Genomic DNA, 18,085 nt, shown 5'->3' with positions numbered 1-18,085 from the left:
CTCATCTATAATCAGTGTTTTTTTTAATGAACCGCTCCAGGCGCGACATTCCGCAGAGAAGGAGAAAACAGAGAATATTTCAGGACTTACGTACGACGAGAAAAGAAACCCGGTTTCGACCTGGATCTCTCGTTTCCAAACCAACGATTTTTCCTAGAAACCGGCTTTCTTTGCGTAAGTCCTGTATTTCATACCAAATCCCTAAAGATTACCTTCTTTATTTTCTCTCTTCTTCTTCTTGGCGTTCTTGGCGTCTACCCTACGGGAAGCCGCTGCGCGTCTATGGCGGTTCAAAAACGGGGTTTTAATGCGCTGATTTGGGATTTATATATAAAACCTGCTGCCACGCTTACTGAAACATAAAACCCAGTAACCGACCTAAGCCTATTCCTAACCAAGAAGTTACTGCTAAAATTAGAAACGCTTGAATTTTGGTGAATAATGTTTTTAATTGCTGCATAAAGGAAGTGGAAAACGCACAGAAAGTTATCGCCAAAACTGAATACCAAACTGCCATTTCAGAGAAGGAGATGGCTGTTGCTAGAAGGGGCAGGTTTGACAAAGTTTTACTTGAAGGCTCGACAATTAAATTAAGAGCCATCAAGGCAGCGGCAAAGGAAGCGAAGATGGCGATCGCATACCCAGCTATTTGAGGAATTAAGGCACCACCCAATACTAATGACCAAATCCAACCTGGAGCCATAATCTGAGCTAGAGCAAAACCTATCCAGCCGCCACTTAATAAAACTCCTGCTAATAAAAAAACAGGAAAATCTTGTGACAAAACCGTTTTTATTGGCGACTTTTTGCGGGGTGCTGAAGTTGAAGATTGTGAGGAAGTAACCGGATCTTTGTAGAGCAATTGTAACCATTCTTGAATTGATTGCGGGCGTTCGTGAGGTTGAAATGCCATACCTTGGAGAATGGCTTGATTTATGCGCTCGCTAATATCCGGATTCAACTGTTTCGGCGCTACTAATGGCGTATTCGCAGCCCTCGCAGGCGCAGCTACGGGCAACTCTCCTGTTAATATCGCATACAGCGTCGCCGCTAAACCATAAACATCTGTATAAACACCCAATTTGGTTTCTGTTTCATACTGTTCAATTGGCGCAAAACAATCCGATCCAACTTCGCGGGCAATACTAAAATCAATTAACACTGCTTCCTCACCCCCCTTGTTAAGGGGGGCAAGGGGGGATCCCCCCTTGTTAAGGGGGGCAAGCGGGGATCGCAGCATAATCTTTTGTGGATTTACATCCCGATGCAGTAAACCTCGATCGTGAACGGCAATTAACCCCGCACCGATTTGCTCAATGTATTGCACTGCTTCATCTTCTTGTAAAATTCCTTGGATTTCCACCCGACTGGCTAAATTTTCTCCCTCGATGTATTCCATTACCATGCAGCATAAAGCACCTTCTTGGATTAATTCCTCAACTCGGACAATATGAGGATGGGTGCATCTCGCTAGTCGTAGTGCATCGTTGAGAAAATCTTGATGCAACTTGTCAAAATCAGGTCTTTGTTGCGCGCGATCGCTTAAAGTTTTGATAACAACGCGCCGATTGTTTTCATTTCGGGCAAGATAGGTAATACCAAATTTACCTTCACCCAGCACTTTCTCGATCGTGTAGTTGCTACCCTGCAACTTTTGTCCAACTGTCCAAGTCATAGCCTTTAACCAGCCAAGGTACAATTTTTGAAATTTTAACGCAAGTAGGGGCGGGTTTAACGAAGCCATCACCTTTGTTTCGACCTATATCTCTAGGTGACAAATCAACGATTTTTCAGAGAAACTTTGGTGTTGGCGCGGATTGGTTGGTAAAACCCGCCCCTACAGCTAATTGCGAGCTTACTCATATCCTTACATTAGCCATTAGCCATTAGCCATTAGCCGCCGATTTTTTACAATATTTCAACGTTTACCCAGACGCTTCTAAAGAATTTTTGCTCGCTTTCTGGCGGCAAGTCTTTACATGGAGTTTCGCCTTCCCGTTTGACGCTTCCATCATCGCTGAGGATTTGAAATTTGTTGTCTAGATTTGGATAGATTACAATTGCCTCTGGATTAAACCCTGGCGGTAAATCAACAATTTCTATTACTTCTGGCTTTTGCTCTCGATTTCCCGACCATTGATAAAATCTGAATTCATCACCGCTGTGATAAGCTCCTGCAGCTATAATGTATAGTTCGTGGCTTTCCCAGTATTCGATACTCCTGATCCCCAACCCACCTAAATCCAGGTCTATTGGCTCTCCAAATTTGGCAGAGATATCTTCTTTTTGCACAAGAGCTTCCGGATTTTCCAGAGGCACTACCAGCGCTTTACCTTCTCGAATCGGATTGCGGAATCCAATTAATAATTGTTTGTCTGGTGTGGTACACAGTCCCTCAATATTTAACGCCCCCTTTTCTTTTGGAGCTAATTTTTCAGCTGCTTCCAGTTTAGACTTTTTAAGTCTTTCATCTTGCCTCATATCTTCTAAAAGGTTCGAGTAAGAATGCCCAAATTGGTGAGCGGAAAAACTTTCACCTTCAACGGCAAACTGATTGGCAAAAAAGTTACGGCGTTCTGGTCTTTCTTTGGCATTCTTGTTTCTGCCATGTGAGGTAATATAGTAAATTGTTCCATTTAGGATAGTTGCGGCTTCAATATCTACTTCCCTGCCTTTGGGGTTATTTGTAAAATAGTTGTTGATGTCGATTGATGCGAGCGGTTTTCCCGAAGAGGTTGAGTCATAAACTCTTAAAATATTGTCTTCATCATTCGCGACTACCAAATATTTTGTATCGAATAGAGCCACAGAACCCGAAGCATCGCAGGCGCCAAAATGCTTTAATTCATTTTCGCAGGTGAATCTTAATTTTTCCATTGTTATATCCTCCCACTTTGAGCGTAATGCTCCCAGCGTTCCGATTTTAACCCTGAATCTGTTCCATCATCATGCCCATAATTGTATACTTGCGTTAATTTTGGCACATCCACAGTTGGGCAGATGTTAAAACAGTTGGTTAACAACCTTTTTACAACTTGGGCAGACGCGCTGTTCTGGTTTCGCCGCACCTTTAAGGGTAAGGCTTGGCTTGCCTTCCTAGCTGCCCTTAGCATGATAATCTCCGTCTTGCTAACTCAGGCTTTAGCGCAGACGGGATTGAACGATATTCAAGGACATTGGGCGCAACCTTGTATTGAAGAATTAGTCCGGCGAGAGATAATTAGCGGTTACCCGGATGGTAGTTTTAAACCTAGCAATCCAGTAACGCGGGCTGAATTTGCGACATCAATCGCTAAGGCTTTCCCCAATGTAACTCCTGTTCGCGATCCGATGAGATTTGTCGATATTCCGTCTAATTATTGGGCGGTGGAGGCAATTGGCAGCGCCTATCGAACGGGTTTTCTTTCGGGTTATATTGGGCGGACTTTTAACCCAAATTTAAAGATTACCCGCGAACAAGTATTAGTCGCTTTGGCGAGTGGGTTAAAGTATACGCCTAGTCAACCACCTGCTGAAATGCTGGATGGGGTGTTTGAGGATGCTCAAGATATTTCTAACTATGCGCGCAATGCGATCGCAGCTGCCATAGAAAAGGAACTCGTGGTCAATTACCCGGATGTCCGCAGCTTCAAACCCAGTCAACTGGCAAATCGCGGCGAGGTAGCGGCTTCCTTGTGTCAGGCAATGGGAATTTCTGGTGTTGTGCCTGACCAGTATATTGCTAAACTTGGCACGCCGGAGGCACTCCCATCTCCAGAGGCAACGCCAACAACGCCAACACCCCCGCCTACCGTACCAGCGGTGCCAACAACGCCACCACCCCCGCCTACAGAGGAAGCATCGGTAACGATCGCAACGCCACCACCCCCGCCTACAGGGGAAGCATCGGTAACGATCGCAACGCCACCACCCCCGCCTACAGGGGAAGCATCGGTAACGATCGCAACGCCACCACCCCCGCCTACAGGGGAAGCAGCAACAGTACCAACACCACGGAAAATGCCTACAGAGGAGATCCGGGGTGTTTGGCTGACGAATATTGATAGCGACGTGTTGTTTTCGCCCTCGCGGCTTTCCCGCGCCTTGGAACGCCTGCACAAGTTGCATTTGAATACTGTATATCCCACGGTTTGGAATTGGGGTTACACGCTTTATCCGAGTGCGGTAGCGAGGGGGACAATCGGGCGATCGCTTGACCCGGAAATTGGCTTGCGCGGGCGCGATATCCTTAAAGAAATTATCGACCAGGGTCATAAAAAAGGCATGACTGTAATTCCCTGGTTTGAATTTGGTTTCATGGCACCGGCGGATTCGGAATTAGCCCAACGCTATCCCAACTGGATTCTTTCCCGCAGCGACGGTACACAAATTTGGAAAGAAGGCCGCCACGACCGGGTTTGGCTCAATCCTTTCCGTCCAGATGTGCAGCAATTCATCGAAGATTTAGTCCTGGAACTTGTCACCAAATACGATATCGACGGAATTCAATTTGATGACCATTTCGGCTTTCCCTCTGAGTTGGGTTACGACCCATTTACAGTGGCGCTGTATCAGCAAGAACACAACGGTCAATCTCCCCCAGAAAATTTTAAAGACCCGGAATGGCTGCGCTGGCGGGCTGATAAAATTACCCAGTACATGCAGCGAATTTACCGAGGTATTAAAGAGCGCCTACCCAACGCGATCGTTTCAGTATCTCCCAATCCTCAAAGATTTTCTTACGAATTCTTTTTAACCGATTGGGAAACTTGGGATAAGCAAGGATTGATCGATGAATTAATCTTGCAGGTGTATCGCGATGATATTGCGCGGTTTATCGGGGAATTGGAACAACCGGAAGTGCTTTCGGCACGGCAGCGCATTCCCGTAGGTGTCGGTATAATGACTGGGGTGAAACCCCGGTTTGTGGCAATTCCCCAGATCCAACAGCAAGTAGAAACCGTGCGCGAGCGCAATTTTTCTGGAATATCGTTCTTTTTCTACGAAAGCTTGTGGACTTTAACCCAAGAACCGTCCGCCCAACGTCAGAATGCAATCGCATCCCTGTTCCCAGAACCAGTCAAGCGACCTGCTATTGTGTCACAACGGTAATCGGTAATAACTCAACTGGCTAAAATAGCTAATCGCTAATGGCTAATTGCTCCTGGGAATATTTCCCGGATCTACCATTAGCCATTAGCTATTAGCCATTAGCCTATCTAAAATTGCGCGCGATCGCTGCTTCTGGGATATTTTGGTTGGGTAAGGTTGTATTCTGTTCCGGGATAACCACCTCACCCGCAGCATCGGTGCGATAGAACCAGCGTTGCTTGCCACTGGCTACGGTTAAACGCCATCCAGGGACGGATGCGGGGGTACAGGATAAACCAGACTCAGCTAAACCCAGACAGCGATCGCGCCAAGTTAACCGTTGAGCCTCGACAATATAAAGTGCAGACATTGGCAACCCCGACTGCACGGACAAGTGCTGCAAAACCGCATTAGTAATGGGTTCTGATACGGTTGTAGTTGTTTCGGCAGACCCAATCGCCAAAACGTTAGATTTGCTAGGCAGCGTTGGTTTGACACCAAAGTATAAAATTCCGGTCAGTAGCAAAGCTAATACAAAAGGACGCGGCTGCTTTTCTGTTTGATTTGGGGTTGTTGCGGTTAAACCAGTTGCAGTAATTTTTTCCATAGCTAGCCTCGCCAATGCTTCGTCTGGGCTAAAAGGTTAATAATTGTTTGTTGATACTATCCAGTACTGAAAGTAACCGGAAATTTTGCCAATTGTTTACAGAACGTAAGATTTTGCTGGCTTTCAAAAAGTTCCTGTATCCAGGAATAAGAGCCATTTATCTATCCCAGGAATGTGCCTGATAGCACACGATCGCAGCTGCGCGACCAGCCTAGGGCAATTACATAGGAGATATTTGCAATTAGATCTTTGTTCTGTCAAGAATTCTTCTTGCTCAGAACTCGCTCAGGCTTCCTCAATAACTAATTTGCTGCTTTGTCGGATATTTTTAAACGAGGAAAATACTGAATTCTGCTCGATCTGATTACTTACTCATTTATGGGAGAGGAGGAGGGACTTCATTGTTCTTTTATAGTTCAATTTGATAAAACTTCTTTTTTCCCTCTAATTCTCGTATATTTCTAGAGGCAAGCCGTCTGGGTCTTTGAAAAAAGTAAAGCGCTTGCCCGTAATTTCATCAATTCTTATAGTTTCTATAAAGACCCCGTGAGATTTTAACTCGGCAACGGCTCGCTCGATATCTTCAACTGCAAAGGATAAATGCCTCAATCCACAAGCTTCGGGGTTATTGACTCTTTGAGGGGGATTGGGAAATGAAAATAATTCAATTTGGTCGTTGTTGCCAACTTTTAAATCTAATTTATAAGAATTTCTTTCAGCCCTAAAGGTTTCTTGGATAATGGAAAATCCCAAAATTTCCACATAAAATTGCTTAGATTTTTCATAATCAGAGCAAATTATAGCAACGTGGTGGATGCCTGTCGTTTGCATATGGGGAAGTGTTATTGTTTCACGGGTTTGGGTTTTTGGGCGGGTTGTTGACCGGGGAGTGCAGGTAGACCCAATTGTTGCCAGAATTTGTCAAAACTGGTAGGTTGGATGGCTCGCCAAGCGAAGCCACCTGCGATCGCTAACCCTACCAAAGCTAACACGCTAGCAATCAGTCCAGATAAAGCGCCCATCCCGCCAGAATTGCGTCTGGAACTCGATGCAGGCGTCCGCGCCGCCGACGCAGGACCACTCATGGGGGTAGAACTTGCCGCTTTCGGTATTGGTGATACAGGTTTGCTAGCTGTCGCTGGGATGACAGGGGTCGAAGCTGCCCGAATTGTAGCCCCCACCTGGGTCACCGCCGGGGGTTTTTGTCCCGTGCGCGCCCACTGCAACAGTGCTGCCGGAGCGATCCCGCATAGATTAGGACTTGGCAACGCGCCCAGCCGTTGTAATAGCTGCTGCAGGGTGGAAACCAAAACAACCAATTCCCCCGCACGTTCCCCAGACAAACCATAGGCACACTGGGCGACAGCCAGGGACAGTCGAGCTTGTTTGCTCAAGGCTTGACCTGGGGGAGGCGTCAGCGCGGGATGGGAAGCATTCGCATTCGTCAATTGCCAGCCGCTGTTCGGGAAAAAGCGCAGGAATTCTCTGGCAGTTGTTTCCAAATCCGGTTCTGGGGCGCGGCTAGAGAGAAATTCTATTTCCTCATAAACGACTTGGGGCAAGTAGCAAGAACCCACCCGCGAGTAATCCTGCCATTCGCGAGTGCTGCTGCCCATCAACGTACTCAGGTCTAAAACAATTAAAACCGGCGGGTTTGTAGCCATAACCTTCATAATTTTAGATTTTAGATTTTAGATTTTAGATTTGGTAATGGGTAATCGGTAATCGGTAATGGGAAAAATCAGTTACCAATTAGCAAATTTTAGATTGGGTAATAGGTAATAGGTAAAAGCAATTAGCAATTAGCAATTAGCAATTAGCAATTAGCAATTAGCAATTACCCATTACCCATTACCTATTACCCATTACCACTGACAATCCATCAGCCGCCAATACCCAGACGACCAGCTAATCCGGGGCTTAAGGGAATTAGCGTCACCAGCATCAAAAATAGCGCCAACAAACCCAAGGCGGCGCGTGCGTCGTCGGGTTCTGTAATGTCGTTCAAACAGGGTCTTTCCAGATCCCGCTGTAAGAACACAATTACAATTGCCCAGTATAGGGCAAGGGGATTGGCTAGGGTGGCGATCGCTAAGACAATTAACGTCGCCACCCCCGCACGGGAAGCAATTTGGCGTCCGTAGATTGCCTGAACAATTCGACCTCCGTCTAATTGCCCCGCTGGCATTAAGTTTATCGCCGTAATCACCAATCCTAGCCAACCAATCACCGTTAGCGGGTGAACGTCAACTATTGGCTGCTGCAACGCAGAACCTAAAACCACCCGCGCCAAACTTCCCACTAAAATCGAGCCGGAGAAAAATTGAGCGGGTATTTGAAAGAAACTGCCTGGATGGGACAGGGATAAACCAATAACCAGCATAGACAGGGAAACAATCCCACCCGCTGCGGGTCCAGCAAAGGCAATATCGAACAGAACGTTGCGGTTAGGTAGCAGCGACTCAAAGCGAGTGATAGCGCCAAACGAGCCAAGCTGCCAGGTAGGAATAAAGTAAGGTAAACTGAGGCGGATATTGTGACGCAATGCTAGCAGCCAATGTCCGATTTCGTGGGCAGCTAAAACCGCTAAAAAGCCAGCAGCGATGGGCAAAGCATCGTTATACCGATTCAAGTTGTTAAAGAAATCGAAGCCCATCAGTATCCCTGCTGCCTCGAAACAGGTAGCGATCGTTGCCAGCAACAGTATAATTGCTAGGACTTTTTGGGGGATGGTTGAGGATTTTGGGTCGTTGCGACTGGGTAAGACGACAAAGACCGGCTTTTCATCCTGATTTTCGACTAAAAATAGCCGGTAGCGATCGCCGAGTCGCGAGTTTAAAGCTGCTGACAACCTGGTGTGGACGGCTTGAGCTTCCCCCCGCAGGTTACCTTTAAAGATAGCTCCTTCTTGATAGGGAATCGTTTCGGTAGCAAAGAACGTATCGATGCCGAATATTCCTTGAATCGTCTTGAGATCTTCATCGGGAATCGACAGCACTTCTATGGTCGGAATCTGGGGTAATTCTGGTGGCGCGTTTGGTGTGTTTTCCGACTGTGGCGCTGCTTCCTTGGGGATTTCGTTGCCATTCTCCACCGCTGAAGTTGGCTTTTGCAGCTGTGCATCCTTAGCTGCGGCGCGCAGTTGATTTCCCAGGAAAATATACAATCCCGCTGAAGCGACCAACAAAAACAGGATGCTGACTAGGTTGAGATAAACCCCGGCGGCGAATAATCCAAAGAACAACAGCCAAGGTGCCATCAGCACTACGGATTGTAGCCAAGCTAGGATTCCCAGCTTACCAAAAGGTTGAGATCGATAGAATCCCCAACCTAATATACCGACAGCTGCGAGTAATATCAGTACAATTACAGAGGTTTCCGTTACAGTAAACATTGCCTCACCTAAGCCTCCTTGGGAGTGTGGAAGCCCTGTGTCAAAAGACCAGGGAGGAAACTCGACTGGGGCAGTTTAAGAAGCCGTCTTGATTTAAAAAGCATAAGAGTAGCCATCTTTTTGATGAATTGATTTACAAAACCTATGACTAATGCCAGTTACGCGGCCTGTATTCGTGGCAATATCAAAGCTTCCCGTTTTACGGCACAGTAAGCGCCCTACGTATTCACCTACTTTTTTCCCGGAAGTGACAACAGCTTTGACGATATTACCAGTCCTGAAACCAAAATGAACCTGTTTACGTTCGCGGTGACGAGTAGGAAAACCGTAGCGGTCAGTGCCGCAGATTTGACGAGTTCCCCAACCAGTACACTTAATTCGCAACGGCTGCTGGGTTAGTAACTTTATGCTGTCAATACTTCCGACACAGGCGGCATCAATCCAATGTTGCTTGGGTAGCTCAAATCTTGTTCGGTTGTACTTAGTTTGTCCCCCAGTTCCCGTATTTGTGGGTAAGATACTTTTTAATGTATGGAACAATGCCCACCAAGTCGAGTTCACAGCAGATGCATCCTTTAATGGAGTTTTCGCTTGACGTTTAATATTCTCCAATCTCGCGCCGTCCTTTTTCAAGAACTCTTCTACAGACTTTGTTTCTTTTTTTAAGTTGCATTTCTCACAACTGAGAGTGAGGTTGGATACTCGGTTAGTACCACCTTTAGCGCGTGGGTGAATGTGTTCAATCTGGAGTGGAACGCCTTCAGAGTCGCAATAGGCGCATTTACGTCCCCATTTCTCCAGAAGATATTCCCTCACCTCGTAACCTGCCAACTCCCCCTGCTGGTATTCCACAGCTTCAATTTCTGGGTTTTGGAGTTTTTGGGTATCGAATTTAACTAAATCCATTGCTATTTGAGTGATGGGTGCATACCGACAAAGCCGTTTTACCCAAGTCTCAACAGTGAGAACGCGATGCATTAACGATGGAGGTAGCCACCCCTCTTTCCGCTTGCGGCGATCAAAACCTGGTTGGCGATATCGAGTTTTGCGATTACGACGACTACAACGTAGCGACCGTCTAGATGCCAAAGAATCTTTGATTTGCCATCCTTTGTGTTCCAACTCGGCACACCAGATAACTTTGTTGTCATCACCGATGGCAATTCCAGTAAATCTGCTACCAGCGTCTAGTTTGATGGTTAATGGCTTTGGTGTTGGGGTCAAAACTACATGTTTCAAAATGATGGTGAAAGGATACATTCTGAACACAGCAGCTTTCTGTTTTGTCAACAATTCCCTCGCTCGTGCTGGAGGGATTGGGTTGAGAGGTTGAAAGTTTTGGTCAACAACGAATACGTAATTTTGCATTGCTGCATCCTTTTTACAGGTAAAGTTGGCGCGCGCCTTTGTTTAGGGTCGGTACTATCCAAACGACACTGGTTTAACCCATAAACCTGTTTAATCGTGAGGTTCTAGAGTTCAGGACTAGCAAGCATCCTGAAGTAGGTCTTTAACTCTTGCCCTCAACGAGCAGTCTGGTCAGCTAGGGCTAAACGAGTCGCCTCTTGCCCCGTCTATGGGAGAGCGGCGTTGCTGACTCCACCAGTTTAATTTGCCCAACCGAGTCAGGCCATAATTGCCAAGCATACGGCGAGGAGCGCCGTTTTTGTACCCAGGGAATCGGGCATCCTGGCATATTCCGTTTTTACCCCTTTCCCGGTGCCAAAGTCCCGTGCCGCAAAAATTTGTTTTTTATCTTCCCCCACGGGATAGAGCAGTATCCATAAGAAAAACCCGGTAGAATCAATATCGCTCCTCTCGACTCTACCGGGTAATGTTCCAAGCCTGGGGGGAATCCAGGTATTGGAAATCTGTTTTTACTTGTAGGCTGTGGCTGTATAATTTGCCTAACTTAGCACAGCAGTACAACAAAAAGCTGCTAATTTTTATCTTATCGTCATTTGCCGTCGATGTTGAATTTACTTAACTGGCGTTTCTTATTCTGTCCTTGTTGTGTCTATACTGGCATATCCGATCTGGGAATGACCAGTCCTTTTACTGAATCTTCATCAAACAATTGATCGTAATCCGATGTCATCATCCAATTTTATCAGCAGAATTACTGAATTAGCGGTATTTGCGGCAATCCAGTGCAAATACTTAAATTTATGACTTTTGTGAAGTTTGGGTAAAGCTGGCGCTGCGATTGCTCCCTGCCAGGGTCAAAATTTGTCTTGACAAACCAGATAGTGGTAAGATAGGAGATCGTGTCGAATTAAAGTCAGGATATGCCAAAGCTAAAAACTCGTAAATCGGCGGCAAAGCGCTTTAGAGCGACTGGCAGCGGCAAGATTGTGCGCCGTAAATCGTTCAAAAACCACTTGCTCCAGCATAAAAGCTCTACGCGCAAGCGTCGTCTGTCCAAGATGGCGGTAGTGGACGAACGGGATGCAGAAAACGTGAGCTTGATGCTGCCTTATTTGTAAATGGGTCATAAGTCAACTAGCTCTTACCCATTAGCAATTACCGATTACCAATTACCAGAGACAACTGACAACTAACTATGACAAGGGTAAAACGCGGTAACGTTGCTCGCAAACGCCGCAAGAAAATTCTCAAACTGGCAAAAGGATTTCGCGGATCCCACTCAACGCTGTTCCGCACGGCTAACCAACAGGTAATGAAGGCGCTGCGGAATGCGTATCGCGATCGCAAAAAACGCAAGCGCGACTTCCGTCGTCTTTGGATCGCTCGCATTAACGCCGCCGCGCACCAACACGGCATGAGCTACAGTCAATTTATGGGCAAGCTCAAGAAAGTGAAGGTCGAAATCAACCGCAAGATGCTGGCGCAAATGGCTGTCCTCGATCCAGACAGCTTTACCAAAGTTGTGGAATTGGCAAATTCTGCTAAATGAAACTGACAACGGATGATGTAGCGGATGTAACCGATGAGTTCGTAGTGAGGACAAGAGTCCTCCTCTCATCAGCGACATCCGCGCTTTTCCGTTACGGGGTTGTTGGTTTGGCTTTTTACCTATTACCTTTTACCTTTTCTGCCCGTGCAGCCTTTCTGCCAGAAATTCAGCAGCGGGGCTATTTAATTGTTGCGGTAAAAGATAATTTGCGCCCGTTGGGTTTTCGAGACGAAACCAGCAACCTGCAAGGCTTAGAAATCGATCTGGCGCGACGATTGGCGGCAGAATTGTTAGGCAGTGCCGATGCGGTAAGGTGGAAGCCAGTAGCAAACCGCGATCGCCTAACCGTTGTATTAGAAGGCAAAGTGGATTTAACCATTGCCAGGGTAACCGCAACGCCAATGCGATCGCGCATCGTCAGTTTCAGCATTCCTTACTACATGGATGGCATCGCTTTAGTCACTAAAGATACATCGGTGCAGCGCCTGGGAGATGTGGAAACGAGAACCGTTGCCGTATTAAATGGTTCGAGTACGATTGCTAAAGTGCGGTATGCCTTACCGAAAGCCGAATTGGTGGGAGTAAATTCTTACCAAGAAGCGCGGAGTCTATTAGAGTCGGGGGGTGCTGCGGCGTTTGCCGCCGATGCCAGCGTCCTCACCGGCTGGGTACAAGAATATCCCCAGTATCGCTTGCTGCCAAGGTTATTATCCGCAGAACCGCTATGCGTTGTCATGCCCAAAGGAGTGCAGTACGATGACTTGCGGCGGCGGGTGAATGATGCGATCTCCCGCTGGAAGGCGGAAGGTTGGTTACAGCAACGGGCGATCTATTGGGGCCTGCCTTGGGATACTTTAAATTAAAAGTCGAGGTAAGTCCCCCGCCATAAACCAGGCGGATGTACCCTTGGCTACCCCTTGTACCGCCGATGTTTTGGCGGTGGGATACACCTCGACCAAAAAATAAACGCGCAGCAGGATTCAGAAACAACCCCGTTGTTTTTACCGTCAGCTTGTGCTACAGTAAAAAAATGCTGACAATGAACTTCACCTACCGAATTTATCCTGACGTAACCCAACAGCAACTCATGCTTGATTGGTTGGAAACCTGCCGTAAGGTTTACAACCATGCTTTGAGAGAGTTGAAAGATTGGCTGGCGTCGAGAAAGTGTTTGGTAGATAGATGTTCTTTGAAACAGGAATATATTATTCCTGCGGACATGCCGTTTCCCAGCTATCAGCGTCAGCAAGATCAGTTGCCCAAAGCTAAGAAAGAAAATCCAAAGCTGAAAGAAGTATATTCTCAAGTGCTGCAAACTACGGTTCGTAGACTGCACGATACTTGGGAAGCCTTTCAAAAAAGGGGTTTTGGGTTTCCGAGATTCAAAAAGTTTGGGCAATTTAGATCCTTCGTGTTTCCACAATTCAAGAACAATCCTGTCACTGGCTACCAGATTAAGCTTCCCAAGATCGGAGCAGTGCCAATCAATTTGCATCGACCAATCCCAGAAGGATTTACGGTTAAGCAGGTGCGGGTTGTCTCTCGCTGTAGAAATACTCAATGGTACGTTGTTGTTACCATTTCTTCTGATGTGTCGATTCCCGATGTTCCATTTCATGGACGTACTATTGGGATTGACCTCGGACTGGAAAAATTCCTGACTACTAGCGACGGCTATACAGTTGAACGCCCTAAATTTCTGAAAACTCTGCAAAGCAAGCTGAGATTGCTGCAACGCAGAGCAGCAAGAAAAAAGAAGCGTTCTCAAAACTGGGAGAAAGCACAGATCAAAGTAGCCAGATTGCATCACCATATCGGTAACACTCGCAAGAACTTTCACTTTCAAACCGCTCATAGCCTTTGCAACCAGGCACAAACTATCTTTGCTGAAGACCTCAATACGGTAGGACTCAACCGAGGGATGCTTAGAAAAGAATGTGTTGATGCTTCGTTTGGAGCATTTCTGTCGCTGCTTGAATGGGTGTGCTTCAAACGAGGCTGCTATTTCCAACGGGTAAATCCTAGAGGAACTAGCCAAACTTGTCCTGAATGCGGTGCAACGGTTGCTAAACCTCTGAGTGAGAGGGAGCATATTTGTCCTGAATGTAGTTATAAAACTCATCGCGACCATGCTGCGGCTCAAGTAGTTTTATTGCGAGGATTAGAAAATGTAGTACCCCTGGACTGGGGGGAAAGGAAACTGCCTAGTAATGGCGTACTGCCCTTGGATCTCGTATCTAGATAAGTGCCGATCTAGGAATGCCTATCTGTGAAGATAGGAAGCCCACGGTATAATGCGACGCCAGGAGCATTTACCGTTGGGAGGATGTCACAAGAGAGTGCAGATCCCTGACTCCTAACCAAACTAAAAATTTACATCTGCTCGGATAGAAAAATCTATGGAAAACCAATTTCCTGTTGTTTATCTTTCCATCTTGCTGGCACTACTGTCTGGAACCGCTTGGATAATTTTTCGCCAGATCCTCAAAACTCGCAAAGTAGAAAGTAGCTTCTCGCGGCTGCAAAATAAGCTGAAAAACGAGAAAGGCACTGCTCTTGAATATTACGAACTCGGCAGCATTTATCTGGATAAAAAACTATTCGTGCAGTCGGTCAACCTGTTCCAAAAAGCACTCAAAGATGTAGAAGGCGAGGCGAAGGAAAATATTGCCCTGATTTACAATGGCTTGGGCTTTGCCTACTTTGCCCAAGAGCAGTACGACTTGGCAATTCGCAACTACAAAGAAGCTTTGAAACTGTGGCCTGAATATGTGACGGGGCTTAACAATCTCGGTCATGCTTACGAGCGGAAAAAATTAACCGCTCAGGCATTACAAACTTACGAAGAAGCGTTGAAATACGAGCCAAACAATCAAACGGCTAAACGTCGTGCAGAGTCTTTGCGTAAGCGGTTGGTTACTACGTGAACTACCCACCGCCAACCGCTTGATGCGGTATGGCGGGGGCTTCAGGCTTCGCGGAGGAATGCCTCAGAACTGACTTACGCCCTTTCTTTGGTCTTACTTCCTCTCCACCTGCGGAGACGGCTGTTCCATCCGTCTGTAGTATTCTGATTCCTTCTGTTCTAATATTGGCAGCGGCGTTCCCATCTCGATCGTGACGAGTACCGCAATGGGGACAAGTCCATTCGCGTACATCTAGTGGCATTTCATCAACTTGATAGAAACAATTAGAACAGAGCTTGGAACTAGGGAACCATCGGTTTATTTCTACTAACTTCCCGCCTTTGCGTTCTAGTTTATAGGCTAGAAAATTAGTAAACATTCCCCATCCACAATCAGATATAGCCAAGGCTAGGTTGTGATTTTGCACCATGCGCAATGACCATGAAGATTCTCTACTACTACAACTTGGTTTTCGTTGACTAGCTTGTGTGAAAGCTTATGTAGGAAATCTTGTCGTGCGTTTGATACCCGCTCGTATACCTTAGCTGCTAATTTCTTAGCTTTTAGTCTTGAGTTACTCCCGTCTTTTTTACGTGCTAATTTTTGCTGTTTTCGCTTGAGATTTTTCTCATGTTTAGCTAGATGCTTGGGACTGCTGTATTTAGATACCTTCTCTCCATTATGAGTTACCGCAAAATCTTTGATTCCTAAATCTATACCTACTACCTTTCCATTAGTTGATACTTGAGGATTATCACCCTCAGTTTCAACTAGGATTGATGCAAATTATTTACCCGTAGAGGTTTTGCTAATGGTAACTGTTTTGACTTGCGCTTCAATCGGTCGATGAATCTTAGCCTTTACTTCTCCAATTCCACCAGGGATTTTGATTGTATTGACCAGTATCTTGACGTTTTGAGGGTATTGAACTGACTGTTTACCCTTCTTTGACTTGAATCTGGGAAACCTAGCTCTACCTGCAAAGAAGTTTTTATAAGCCGTTACTAAATTTAGAGTAGTAGACTGCAATACCTGACTATAGCAATCAGCCAACCATGAGGTTTTTTCTTGTTTTTTGAGTTGTGGCAACAAAGCGTTTAGCCCTATTTGCCCCAAGCTTTTACCAGTCTCTTTTCTTTGTAAGTCTCAATCGACGAATTATTGAGCGCAAAATTCCACCACCAACGCGAACAACCAAACACCTGAGTCAATTGTTGTTCTTGGCTAGGCGTTGGGTAGATTCGGACTTTGACGGCTTGATGTTGCACAAAGGTTATTTATAGCTATCTCTATTTATTCTAAAACCCAATACAAGCATTGTCAATCAAGGGTTTTTGTTCGTCTCCTCGTACATCCCCTCCGATCCTTGATCTAACGATTTGTCGGTTTCAGTCGGGGATGCATTCGTCACCTGACTCGGCTTTCATCCCACCGCCAAACTCAAGAAAGTCGCTATGGCGGGGGACTTCCTGCCTGCTAAGTTAAAAATAGGGTGGGCATTGCCCGCCCTATTTTTTACAGCATGGCAGCTAGAGTTCTTACTCCAACAACGCCATCTGGTCTCATGCCCCTCGCACGCTGAAACGCAATCACCGCTTCACGGGTACGTGGCCCAAAAATACCATTTACTTCTCCTTTGAAGAACCCGCGTTTCTTTAAATACATTTGCAGCTTGCGAACAGTTTCTCCCCGGCTACCCAATCTTAGGGCAACGCTTGTGTTGGGGCGCTCAGTGCGGTTGGAACCTGTTGCTCTTGGGCTAGGGGCGGTGTTGGATCTTCTTGCTGGTTGACGACGAGTTGGCGCTGCTTGGGGCGATGGAGTTGTTCGTTGAGAGGAACTTGTTTGAGCGTTAGCAGGCAAGTTACCCATGAGTAACCCAGTTGCGGAAATAGCTGCAACCAGCCCAAGGGTTAAAGAACTTGACTTAAACAGTTTAGCAATCACTATCCACACTCCTTAAAAAAATTCAAAAATTCAGCCTTTCTGGTATCACCGTAGTGACTCATTATCACCGATTTGTGTCTCTGTTGTATCTAAGGGGCGAAAATTTTTTTGTTTGAACTTGCGAGCGTTGCTAATTTTTCCTAGGCTAAATTGTAAAAATATATAACAAATATTACAAAATATTGCTGTTCCAGGCACGAGTTAATCTGGACAGGGATCGGGATCAAAGCTTAAAATCTCGTTATCAGAATCAGCGAGTCAGGGACAATGACGAAAATTCCAGCCATTTACCTGCAATCTTTCCTGAAACTGCCTCAGACAAGAGGGTTCAACCCAGGCAGTCTATTTTTCTTATTTGCCCTCCTGATAATTAATCCTTTGCCAGCAAATGCCGATCCAAGCACGATGGCAGCGCGGCAAGCTGAAGCCAGATCTAGGGTTTCTGCCATGAACAGCGCGCAGCAAGCTTACTATTTGCAAAACAAAGTTTTTACGAATTCATTGCAAAAACTTGGGGTGAGTCAGATATCTCCCAGCGACAGCTATAAATATGGCGTTAACAGCGATTCTAAAGACATCTCAGATTGGTCTAGGGCTAAAGCTGTCTACCATTTTGGCATTGCGATTAAACCGGGCTTGAAGAACTATGTCGGCGGTGTTTTCTTAGTACCAAAAACTTGGCAAGGACAAACTAAAATTGCGACTCAATCCATCCTGTGCGAGGGTAGCAAACCCGATGTAATGCCAGCTATGCCAACCTACCGGGATGGTACGGTGCGCTGCGGTGTAGGGACAACAGAAATTAAATTACCCATTGCCAAGTGAAAAAATAACTTTAAGTTCCAACCTGATAAATAATAGGTCGATATCGAGGCTGAGGAATGGTTTTACCTTCAGCCTTGGCTGTCTCAAGCCATGCTGCTTTGGCAATCAGCACTTCATGCAAGGCTTCTTCTGGTGTGGAACCAAAAGCAGAGCAGTATTTCAAGTCAGGAATATCAGCAATGTAGCCGTCATCTTCTTCGCTTAAAAGACGTTGATTTGATAGTCTTTCATGGTGACTCTGGTTCATCCTCCAGTTGCAGATTGTATTGCTCTATCAGTCACAAAAATTGGCGTACTTGGTACGGTGTTACTTGACCTTTCTTATTCTGAACAGGACTTACGCAAAAAAACTAAGGTGATCCGAAAAATCTTGGGTTTAGAGTCGCGAGATTGACGCATCACCTTTGTTTTTGGCCCCG

The 18,085-nt window shown here is 46.1% G+C and carries 16 protein-coding genes and 2 pseudogenes; 7 read left to right on the top strand and 11 right to left on the bottom strand.

All coding sequences use genetic code 11. The features are described 5' to 3' along the window. Positions 1-349 precede the first annotated feature (349 nt). Positions 350-1,675, bottom strand: a complete 1,326-nt coding sequence (locus MiSe_RS19295; RefSeq protein ID WP_226583777.1) for a serine/threonine protein kinase — start codon at positions 1,673-1,675, stop codon at positions 350-352. 233 nt (positions 1,676-1,908) lie between these two features. Continuing rightward, positions 1,909-2,877, bottom strand: coding sequence for a DUF3616 domain-containing protein (locus tag MiSe_RS19290; RefSeq protein WP_226583775.1), 969 nt, complete (start codon positions 2,875-2,877; stop codon positions 1,909-1,911). Positions 2,878-3,000: 123 nt separating this feature from the next. Between MiSe_RS19290 and MiSe_RS19285 the strand changes: the two genes are divergently transcribed. Continuing rightward, positions 3,001-5,091 carry a glycoside hydrolase family 10-like protein gene (locus MiSe_RS19285; protein WP_226583773.1) on the top strand — a complete coding sequence of 697 codons (2,091 nt, stop codon included), beginning with the start codon at positions 3,001-3,003 and terminating at the stop codon, positions 5,089-5,091. Between the two features lie 103 nt (positions 5,092-5,194). Here the strand turns inward: MiSe_RS19285 and MiSe_RS19280 are convergent, their stop codons facing one another. From MiSe_RS19280 to iscB, 5 genes are all read right to left on the bottom strand, one after another. After that, complete coding sequence (locus MiSe_RS19280; protein ID WP_226583771.1) at positions 5,195-5,677, bottom strand: DUF8738 domain-containing protein; 483 nt, start codon at positions 5,675-5,677, stop codon at positions 5,195-5,197. A 444-nt stretch (positions 5,678-6,121) separates the two neighbouring features. Next, the gene (gene gloA2, locus MiSe_RS19275) at positions 6,122-6,508 is read right to left on the bottom strand and encodes an SMU1112c/YaeR family gloxylase I-like metalloprotein (RefSeq protein WP_226583769.1); all 387 of its coding nucleotides are present in this window, start codon (positions 6,506-6,508) and stop codon (positions 6,122-6,124) included. Positions 6,509-6,519: 11 nt separating this feature from the next. Continuing rightward, positions 6,520-7,341, bottom strand: a complete 822-nt coding sequence (locus MiSe_RS19270) for a PIN domain-containing protein (RefSeq protein ID WP_226583758.1) — start codon at positions 7,339-7,341, stop codon at positions 6,520-6,522. Between the two features lie 218 nt (positions 7,342-7,559). Then, positions 7,560-9,071, bottom strand: coding sequence for a site-2 protease family protein (locus tag MiSe_RS19265; RefSeq protein WP_226583756.1), 1,512 nt, complete (start codon positions 9,069-9,071; stop codon positions 7,560-7,562). 93 nt (positions 9,072-9,164) lie between these two features. Further along, positions 9,165-10,439 carry an RNA-guided endonuclease IscB gene (gene iscB, locus MiSe_RS19260; protein WP_226583754.1) on the bottom strand — a complete coding sequence of 425 codons (1,275 nt, stop codon included), beginning with the start codon at positions 10,437-10,439 and terminating at the stop codon, positions 9,165-9,167. 920 nt (positions 10,440-11,359) lie between these two features. Between iscB and rpmI the strand changes: the two genes are divergently transcribed. The 5 genes from rpmI (at position 11,360) to MiSe_RS19235 (ending at position 14,915) form a co-directional block, all read left to right on the top strand. Next, positions 11,360-11,557: a 50S ribosomal protein L35 gene (rpmI, locus tag MiSe_RS19255; RefSeq protein ID WP_226583752.1), complete on the top strand. Its 198-nt coding sequence runs from the start codon at positions 11,360-11,362 to the stop codon at positions 11,555-11,557. A 77-nt stretch (positions 11,558-11,634) separates the two neighbouring features. Further along, complete coding sequence (gene rplT / locus MiSe_RS19250) at positions 11,635-11,988, top strand: 50S ribosomal protein L20 (protein WP_226583750.1); 354 nt, start codon at positions 11,635-11,637, stop codon at positions 11,986-11,988. Next, a complete protein-coding gene (locus MiSe_RS19245; RefSeq protein ID WP_226583749.1) occupies positions 11,985-12,851 on the top strand; it encodes a transporter substrate-binding domain-containing protein in 867 nt (288 codons plus the stop codon). The genes rplT and MiSe_RS19245 overlap by 4 nt, the downstream gene beginning before the upstream one ends. A 176-nt stretch (positions 12,852-13,027) precedes the next feature. Next, positions 13,028-14,233: an RNA-guided endonuclease InsQ/TnpB family protein gene (locus tag MiSe_RS19240; protein ID WP_226583748.1), complete on the top strand. Its 1,206-nt coding sequence runs from the start codon at positions 13,028-13,030 to the stop codon at positions 14,231-14,233. Between the two features lie 154 nt (positions 14,234-14,387). Further along, the gene (locus MiSe_RS19235) at positions 14,388-14,915 is read left to right on the top strand and encodes a tetratricopeptide repeat protein (protein WP_226583747.1); all 528 of its coding nucleotides are present in this window, start codon (positions 14,388-14,390) and stop codon (positions 14,913-14,915) included. 1 nt (position 14,916) lies between these two features. Here MiSe_RS19235 and MiSe_RS19230 read toward each other — a convergent pair. The 3 genes and pseudogenes from MiSe_RS19230 to MiSe_RS19220 form a co-directional block, all read right to left on the bottom strand. Next, a pseudogene (locus MiSe_RS19230) lies at positions 14,917-16,162 on the bottom strand (RNA-guided endonuclease InsQ/TnpB family protein). A gap of 247 nt (positions 16,163-16,409) precedes the next feature. Further along, on the bottom strand, positions 16,410-16,595 hold the full coding sequence (locus tag MiSe_RS52755; protein ID WP_226583802.1) for a peptidoglycan-binding domain-containing protein: 186 nt from the start codon (positions 16,593-16,595) through the stop codon (positions 16,410-16,412). Positions 16,596-16,597: 2 nt separating this feature from the next. Then, positions 16,598-16,795: a hypothetical protein gene (locus MiSe_RS19220; protein WP_226583805.1), complete on the bottom strand. Its 198-nt coding sequence runs from the start codon at positions 16,793-16,795 to the stop codon at positions 16,598-16,600. A gap of 313 nt (positions 16,796-17,108) precedes the next feature. Between MiSe_RS19220 and MiSe_RS19215 the strand changes: the two genes are divergently transcribed. Then, on the top strand, positions 17,109-17,666 hold the full coding sequence (locus MiSe_RS19215; protein ID WP_226583745.1) for a type IV pilin-like G/H family protein: 558 nt from the start codon (positions 17,109-17,111) through the stop codon (positions 17,664-17,666). A gap of 10 nt (positions 17,667-17,676) precedes the next feature. Here MiSe_RS19215 and MiSe_RS19210 read toward each other — a convergent pair. Further along, positions 17,677-17,897 (bottom strand): annotated as a pseudogene (locus MiSe_RS19210) (type II toxin-antitoxin system HicB family antitoxin). Positions 17,898-18,085: the final 188 nt, after the last annotated feature.

It is taken from the genome of Microseira wollei NIES-4236 (genome assembly GCF_020521235.1).
In the GTDB taxonomy this organism is placed as follows: Bacteria; Cyanobacteriota; Cyanobacteriia; order Cyanobacteriales; family Aerosakkonemataceae; genus Microseira; species Microseira wollei.
The sequence above is the reverse complement of the archived record's forward strand: the minus strand, read 5'-3'. Positions and strand labels throughout refer to the sequence as shown.